The sequence below is a fragment of the Pigmentiphaga humi genome (assembly GCF_900606115.1).
GTDB lineage: Bacteria > Pseudomonadota > Gammaproteobacteria > Burkholderiales > Burkholderiaceae_B > Pigmentiphaga > Pigmentiphaga humi.
This window is the reverse complement of record NZ_UWPJ01000043.1, coordinates 21,078-27,798: the sequence shown is the minus strand read 5'-3', so window position 1 is coordinate 27,798 and position 6,721 is coordinate 21,078. Positions and strand designations below refer to the sequence as shown.

The window sequence follows — 6,721 nt, the reverse complement described above, 5'->3', positions numbered from 1 at the left end:
GTGGGCCGAAGGGGCGGGCATGATGCGTGTCTCCTTGTCTCGTTGTGTGCGTACAAGGATAGAGGCCGGCCCGGGTCCCGTCAAAGCTGTTTCAGCGGTTCGCCTTGAACCTGGCGCGATAGGCGTGCAGCAGCGGCTCGGTATAGCCGTTGGGCTGGCTGCGGCCTTCGAAGATCAGCGCCGAGGCGGCCTGGAAGGCGAGCGAGTTCTCTTCATTGCCGGACATGGGCAGGTAGTTCGGGTCGCCGGCATTCTGCCCGTCGACCACCTTGGCCATGCGCTTGAGTACTTCGCGCACCTGGGTCTCGGTGGCGATGCCGTGGCGCAGCCAGTTGGCGATGTGCTGGCTGGAGATGCGCAGGGTAGCGCGGTCTTCCATCAGGCCGACGTTGTGGATGTCGGGCACCTTGGAGCAGCCCACGCCCTGGTCGATCCAGCGCACCACGTAGCCGAGGATGCCCTGGGCGTTGTTCTCCAGTTCCTGCTGGACGTCGGCGGGGCCCCAGGCGGACGGGTCGCCGACCGGAACGGTGAGCAGGCCGCGCAGCAGCTCCTCGCCGACGCTGTCGAGCCGGGTTTTTTCCAATTCCTGCTGAATGGCCTGCACGTCGACCTGGTGGTAGTGCATGGCGTGCAGGGTGGCGGCGGTGGGCGAGGGAACCCAGGCGGTGTTGGCGCCGGACTTGGGATGGCCGATCTTTTGCTCCAGCATGGCCGCCATCAGGTCGGGCATGGCCCACATGCCCTTGCCGATCTGGGCGCGGCCGCGCAGGCCGGCGTCCAGGCCGATCAGCACGTTGCTGCGTTCATAGGCGGCGATCCAGGCGGAGGCCTTCATGTCGCCCTTGCGCAGCATGGGGCCGGCTTCCATCGAGGTGTGGATCTCGTCGCCGGTGCGGTCCAGGAAGCCGGTGTTGATGAAGGCCACGCGCGCGCTGGCGGCGGCGATGCAGGCCTTGAGGTTGACGCTGGTGCGGCGCTCTTCGTCCATGATGCCCATCTTCATGGCATGGCGCGGCAGGCCGAGCAGGTCTTCGACGCGGTCGAACAGTTCGTTGGCGAAGGCGACCTCGGCCGGGCCGTGCATCTTCGGCTTGACCACGTAGAACGAGCCCGTGCGCGAATTGCGCTTGAGCGCGCGGTCGGGCAGGGCGGCCAGCGTGGCGACCACGGCATCGAGGATGCCTTCCGGGATCTCGTTGCCCTCTTTGTCGAGCACGGCGGGGTTGGTCATCAGGTGGCCGACATGGCGCACGAACATCAGCGAGCGGCCCGGCAGCGTCAGTGCCGAACCGTCCGCGGCGGTGTACTGGCGGTCGGGATTCAGGCTGCGGGTGAAGGTCTTGCCCGCCTTGGCGACCTGTTCGGTCAGGTCGCCCTTGTTCAGGCCCAGCCAGTTGCGGTAGATCTGGACCTTGTCCGAGGTATCGACCGCGGCCACGGAATCCTCGCAGTCCATGATGGTGGTGATGGCGGCTTCCATCAGCACGTCTTTCACGCCGGCCGCGTCGGTGGCGCCGATCTGGCTGGCGCGGTCGATCTGGATCTCGAAATGCAGGCCGTTGTTCCTGAGCAGCACGGCCGAGGGCGCTTGCGCGTCGCCCTGGTGGCCGATGAACTGCTCGGGGCGCTGCAGGCCGGTTTCGCCCTGCTCGAGCGCCACGACCAGCTTGCCGCCGCGCACGAGGTAGCCGGCGGCTTCGGCGTGCGAGCCGCGGGCCAGCGGCGCGGCCTGGTCGAGAAAGACGCGGGCGCGGGCGATCACCGCCCGGCCGCGCACGGGGTTGTAGCCCGCAGTGCCGCGTTCGGCGCCGTCGGAGTCGGGCAGCGCGTCGGTGCCGTAGAGGGCATCGTACAGGCTGCCCCAGCGGGCATTGGCGGCGTTCAGGGCATAACGCTGGTTGGAGACGGGCACCACCAGTTGCGGGCCGGCCTGTTCGGCGATCTCGGTATCGACGTTGGTGGTGGCGACGCGTACCTCGGCCGGCTGCGGCTGCAGATAGCCGATGCGTTCGAGGAAGGAGCGGTAGGCGGCCTGGTCCTGGATGGGGCCGGGGTGGGCCTGGTGCCAGGCATCGATCTCGGCCTGGAGGCGATCGCGTTCGGCCAGCAGGGCGCGATTCTTCGGTGCCAGGTCGTGGACGATGCGGGAAAAACCTTGCCAGAATTTGTCGCTGTCGATACCCGAGCCGGGCAGGGCTTCCTGGTCGATGAAACGATCGAGTTCGGACGCCACTTGCAGGCCGTGGCGGTGAGTGCGTTCCGTCATGAATCTCTCCTGAGGGGGAAGGCCCCGCCCTGCGCTGACGTGCGCCCGGCCGCTGCGCGGCAGCCCCCCGAAGGAGCGGGACCGGCCTCGGGTGGCTCGGGGGCGGCACTGGCGGACCGGACAAGCCGGATCCGCTGTGCGCTGAATGGGCGGTGCATTGGAATGGATCGATGATAAACGGGGAAGCGTGGGGCGGGAGGCCGTGATACCGCTTGTCCAGGTCACAATAGCTTTGCGTGGGAAGAGAGAATGCGGACGTGAGGCGCGACGATCTGAAGACAGATTTCTCTCGACAAGGCATAATTCCAGGTAATTGAGATTGAGTCTTTTTTGCATTTTTTGTGAGGAATACCAACCATGACATCCCCCGCCGCCCAAGGGTCCCTGGCCCTGCGCCTGAAAACCGAAACCGCGCCCCTGCACGACAAACTGGACAAGCTCGTCATGTCGCTCAAGCCCTTCGACACGCGAGAGAACTACGGACGTTTCGTCGTGGCTCAGTACCTGTTCCAGCGCGACATCGAATCGCTGTATGACGACCAGGCCTACGCCGCGCTGATTCCCGATCTCGCCACGCGTCCCCGCCTGGCGGCGGCCCATGCCGATCTCGACGACCTGGGCGTGGCCGTGCCGGCGACCGACGAGACGCCGCGCGGCGAGGGCATGGAACTGCCCGAGGGGCTGGGTTGGCTGTACGTCTCGGAAGGTTCCAAGCTGGGCGCCGCTTTCCTGTTCAAGGAAGCGGGCCAGAAGCTGGGCCTGGACGAGAACTTCGGGGCGCGCAACCTGGCCGCGCCGGCCGACGGCCGCGGCGCGGCATGGAAGCGCTTCGTCCAGGCGCTGGACGGCAGCGGCCTGTCCACGGCCGAGCAGGACCGCGTGGTGGCCGGCGCCAGCGCCGCATTCGAGCGCTTCGCCGTCCTGTTGTCGCGCAGCTATGACCTGAAGGACGAGCCGTCGCTGGCTGCGTGAGGGATTTATGCCGAAGTGGAAGATGCGGGCCGGCTTCTCGGCCGGACGGCGGGCGCTCCTGACGGCGCTTCCCTCCGGGCTGCTCCTGACGGGGGCGTCGTGGCTGCCGGCCTCGGCGCAGCCGCGTCCGGCCCAGCGCCCCAAGGTGGTTTCCGTGGGTGCGGGCGTGACCGAGATCGTCTATGCGCTGCAAGCCCAGTCGCAATTGCTGGCGGTCGACACCAGCAGCCTGTACCCGCAGGCGGCGCTGGCGCTGCCCAAGGTGGGCTACCAGCGCACGCTGTCGGCCGAGGGCGTGCTGGGCATGGGGCCGCAGGTACTGTTGGCGGGGCAGGAGGCGGGCCCCCCCGCGGTGCTGCGCCAGATCGAATCGGCCGGCGTCAAGGTGGTCCCCGTACAGGGCGACTACACCTTCGAGGGAGTGATCGAACGGATACGCATCGTTGCCGAGGCGCTGGGACGGCAGGCTGAAGGCCAGGCGCTGACCGCCGCCCTGACCGCGCGTTGGCAGGCGCTGCAGGCGCGCATGGCCGCCGCGCCGCTGCGCGGCCCCGGCGGCCAGCCGCTGCGCGTGGCGTGCCTGATGCGCCATGGTGCCAGTACCATGGCCGCCGGCCGCGATACCGGCGCCGACGCCATGCTCCGCCTGATCGGCGCGGTCAACGTCTTCGGCAACGATTTCTCGAATTACAAACCCCTGTCCGCCGAATCGCTCGCCCACGCGGCTCCCGATGCCGTGGTGGGAACCTTCGACGGCACGCAGGAGGCCGATGCCCGTTCGCGGCTGCTGGCCACGCCCGGCCTGGCCATGACCCCGGCCGGCCAGGCGCAGCGCGCGGTGCTGTTCGACATCGTGCTGCTGCTCGGCTTCGGCCCGCGCCTGCCCCAGGCCGTCGAAGACCTCTACAGCGCCTTGCGGACATGAACATGGCTTCCGGCGCGGCCGGCACGGATGCCGATGCTTCCCCGTCGTCCTCCTGGGCACGGATAAGGGCCGGCCGCATGCCTGGAGGGCTGCTGTTTCCCATCCTGGCGTGCACCCTGGCGGCCCTCGTCGTCCTGGCAGCGGGGCGCGGCGCCTATCCCATTCCGGCGTCCAACGTCGTGGCGATATTGCTGCACAAGGCCGGTTTCGCCGTAGGCGGATTCGAGCCCCAGCAAATGGGCGTGCTCTGGTCCATACGCCTGCCGCGCGTCCTGCTCGGCGTAGCGGTCGGCGCACTGCTGGGGATGGCCGGCGCCACGCTCCAGGGCCTGTTCCGCAATCCGCTCGCGGATCCCGGTCTCATCGGCGTTTCCAGCGGCGCGGCCTTGACCGTGGCCTTGACCATCGTGTTCGGCAATCTTTGGTGGCCGGAGGTGGCGCGCGCGCTCGGGATGGCGCTGTTGCCGGTGGCGGCGTTCAGCGGCGGCGTGCTGACCACGCTGCTGGTCTACCGCATCGGCCGCACGTCCATGGGAGTGTCGGTGGCGGCCATGCTGCTGGCTGGCATCGCCATGAACGCGATCGCGCTGGCCTTGATCGGCCTGGCCAGCTACGTGGCGACCGACGAGCAGCTGCGCAACCTGACGTTCTGGAACCTGGGCAGTCTCGCGCCGGCGAGCTGGCCGGTGGTGGGCATGGTGGCCTTTGTCGGGGCGGCGGCGCTTGCCGGCATGTGGCGCCTGCGGACCGGCCTGAATGCGATGGCGCTGGGCGAATCCGAGGCGCGCCACCTGGGGGTGGCGGTGGAGCGCCTGAAGTCGATGGCGATCGTCTTCAGCGCGCTGGCCGTGGGCATGGCGGTGGCCTTCTGCGGCATCATCAGTTTCCTGGGGCTGGTCGCTCCGCACTGCATACGGCTGATCGCCGGACCGGATGCCCGCGTGGTGCTGCCCGGAGCGGCGCTGCTTGGCGCCGCCCTGACGGTGGGGGCCGATCTGGTCGCCCGCGTCATTATCGCGCCGGCGGAAATGCCCATAGGCGTGTTGACGGCCTTGATCGGCGCGCCGTTTTTCCTGGTGTTGCTGCTGCGCGCCAAGAGCAGGATGTTCGAGGCATGACGGTCATGCTCCAGGTACGTGCGCTTCAGGTCACGCGCCGGCAGGCGGGGCAGGCCCATGCGAGAGTGGTGCTCGACGACATCGATTGCGCCGTAGGCGAAGGCGAGGTCGTCATGCTGATCGGGCCCAACGGAGCGGGGAAGTCGACCTTGCTGGCCGCCATGGCGGGCGATCTCCAGCCGGCGGCGGGCGAGGTGCGGTTCAAGGGCCGGGCGCTGCGGGACTGGCCCGCCGGGGAGCTCGCGCGCCAGCGGGCGGTGCTGCCGCAACGCGCCGGCCTGAGCCTGCCTTTCACGGTGGACGAGGTGGTGCAGCTGGGCTGCCTGGCGCGCAGCGAATCGCGCCGCCAGCTGCGGGCGATCGTCCGCACGGCGCTGGAGACGGCGGGGGTGGTCCACCTGGCGCAGCGCTCCATGCCGGCGCTGTCGGGCGGCGAGCAGGCGCGCGTGCATCTGGCGCGGGTGCTGGCGCAGATATGGCCGGAAGGCGAAGGCGGCGATGGCCACCGCCTGCTGCTGCTCGACGAACCGTGCGCCAGTCTCGATCCGCATCACCAGCATTCGGTATGCACCGCGGTCCGCGAGTTCGCGCATCGCACGGGGGCAGCGGTGATCGTCACCATGCACGACATGAATCTTGCCGCGCAGTATGCCGATCGCATCGTCGCCTTATGGGAAGGCCGGCTCATCGCCGACGGCGCGCCGCGCTCGGTGCTGACGCGGGAGTTCGTGCAGCGCTGCTTCGCGGTCGATGCCGCTCAATGGCAGGCGGACGACGATCTGCTGGTGGCGACGCGCCCGCTGTGAACGATCGGGTATCCCGGCCCCGGCTCGGCCTGCGCCCTTGGGGTGCATCGCCCCAGGCCAGGCCCTGGGGTGTGCTGGCCAGCCTGCTCGTTCCCATCCTGCTGTTCCAGTGCGGCGGCGCGCCGGTCCGCATGGCGCTGCGCTTCGACCGCCAGGCCATTCTGGCTGGCGAGGTCTGGCGCCTGCTCACCGCGCATTTCGTGCATCTGGGATGGACCCACTGCCTGCTCAATGCGGCGGGATTGTGTCTTTGCCTCGCGCTGGCGGGCAACCGGCACGGCATGGGCTGGTGGTGGCGGCGCACGATCGTCCTCGCGCTGGGCATCAGCCTGGCGCTGCTGTGGCTGCCGCCGCACATTCCCGACTACGTGGGCCTGTCCGGTGTGCTCTACGGTTTCTTCGTGCTGGTGCTGCTGCCCATGGCGCGCCGCGACTGGCTCGCGGCGGCAGTGCTGCTGTTCGTCGTGGGGCGCATGCTGTGGCAGTTGCTCGCCGGGGCGTCGCCCGATGAAGAGCGTCTGATCGGCGGCATGGTGATCGGCGCCGCGCACGCGTACGGCGTGGCACTCGCACTGGCCATGCTGGCGTGGCGCGCGGTCGGGCGATTCCGCGCGCGCGCCGCGCCGTGATA

Annotated in this window: 6 protein-coding genes; 5 read left to right on the top strand and 1 reads right to left on the bottom strand. The window is 69.1% G+C overall.

All coding sequences use genetic code 11. The annotated features are described in order from the left end of the window. Positions 1–91: 91 nt before the first annotated feature. Positions 92–2,269 carry a malate synthase G gene (locus tag PIGHUM_RS23605; RefSeq protein ID WP_124082211.1) on the bottom strand — a complete coding sequence of 726 codons (2,178 nt, stop codon included), beginning with the start codon at positions 2,267–2,269 and terminating at the stop codon, positions 92–94. Positions 2,270–2,626: 357 nt separating this feature from the next. On the opposite strand from PIGHUM_RS23605, the gene PIGHUM_RS23600 reads away from it, so the two are divergent. The 5 genes from PIGHUM_RS23600 to rrtA are packed head-to-tail and all read left to right on the top strand — an operon-like array spanning position 2,627 to position 6,719. Beyond that, a complete protein-coding gene (locus tag PIGHUM_RS23600; protein ID WP_124082209.1) occupies positions 2,627–3,241 on the top strand; it encodes a biliverdin-producing heme oxygenase in 615 nt (204 codons plus the stop codon). Between the two features lie 7 nt (positions 3,242–3,248). Next, positions 3,249–4,166 (top strand): heme/hemin ABC transporter substrate-binding protein, encoded by a 918-nt coding sequence (locus tag PIGHUM_RS23595; protein ID WP_246013478.1) that lies wholly within the window; start codon positions 3,249–3,251, stop codon positions 4,164–4,166. 2 nt (positions 4,167–4,168) lie between these two features. Beyond that, complete coding sequence (locus PIGHUM_RS23590) at positions 4,169–5,284, top strand: FecCD family ABC transporter permease (protein ID WP_222929333.1); 1,116 nt, start codon at positions 4,169–4,171, stop codon at positions 5,282–5,284. Continuing rightward, positions 5,281–6,090, top strand: coding sequence for a heme ABC transporter ATP-binding protein (locus PIGHUM_RS23585; protein WP_222929332.1), 810 nt, complete (start codon positions 5,281–5,283; stop codon positions 6,088–6,090). Before PIGHUM_RS23590 ends, PIGHUM_RS23585 begins: the two co-directional genes overlap by 4 nt. Further along, the gene (gene rrtA, locus PIGHUM_RS23580; protein WP_160142405.1) at positions 6,087–6,719 is read left to right on the top strand and encodes a rhombosortase; all 633 of its coding nucleotides are present in this window, start codon (positions 6,087–6,089) and stop codon (positions 6,717–6,719) included. The genes PIGHUM_RS23585 and rrtA overlap by 4 nt, the downstream gene beginning before the upstream one ends. The last annotated feature ends 2 nt before the right edge of the window (positions 6,720–6,721 follow it).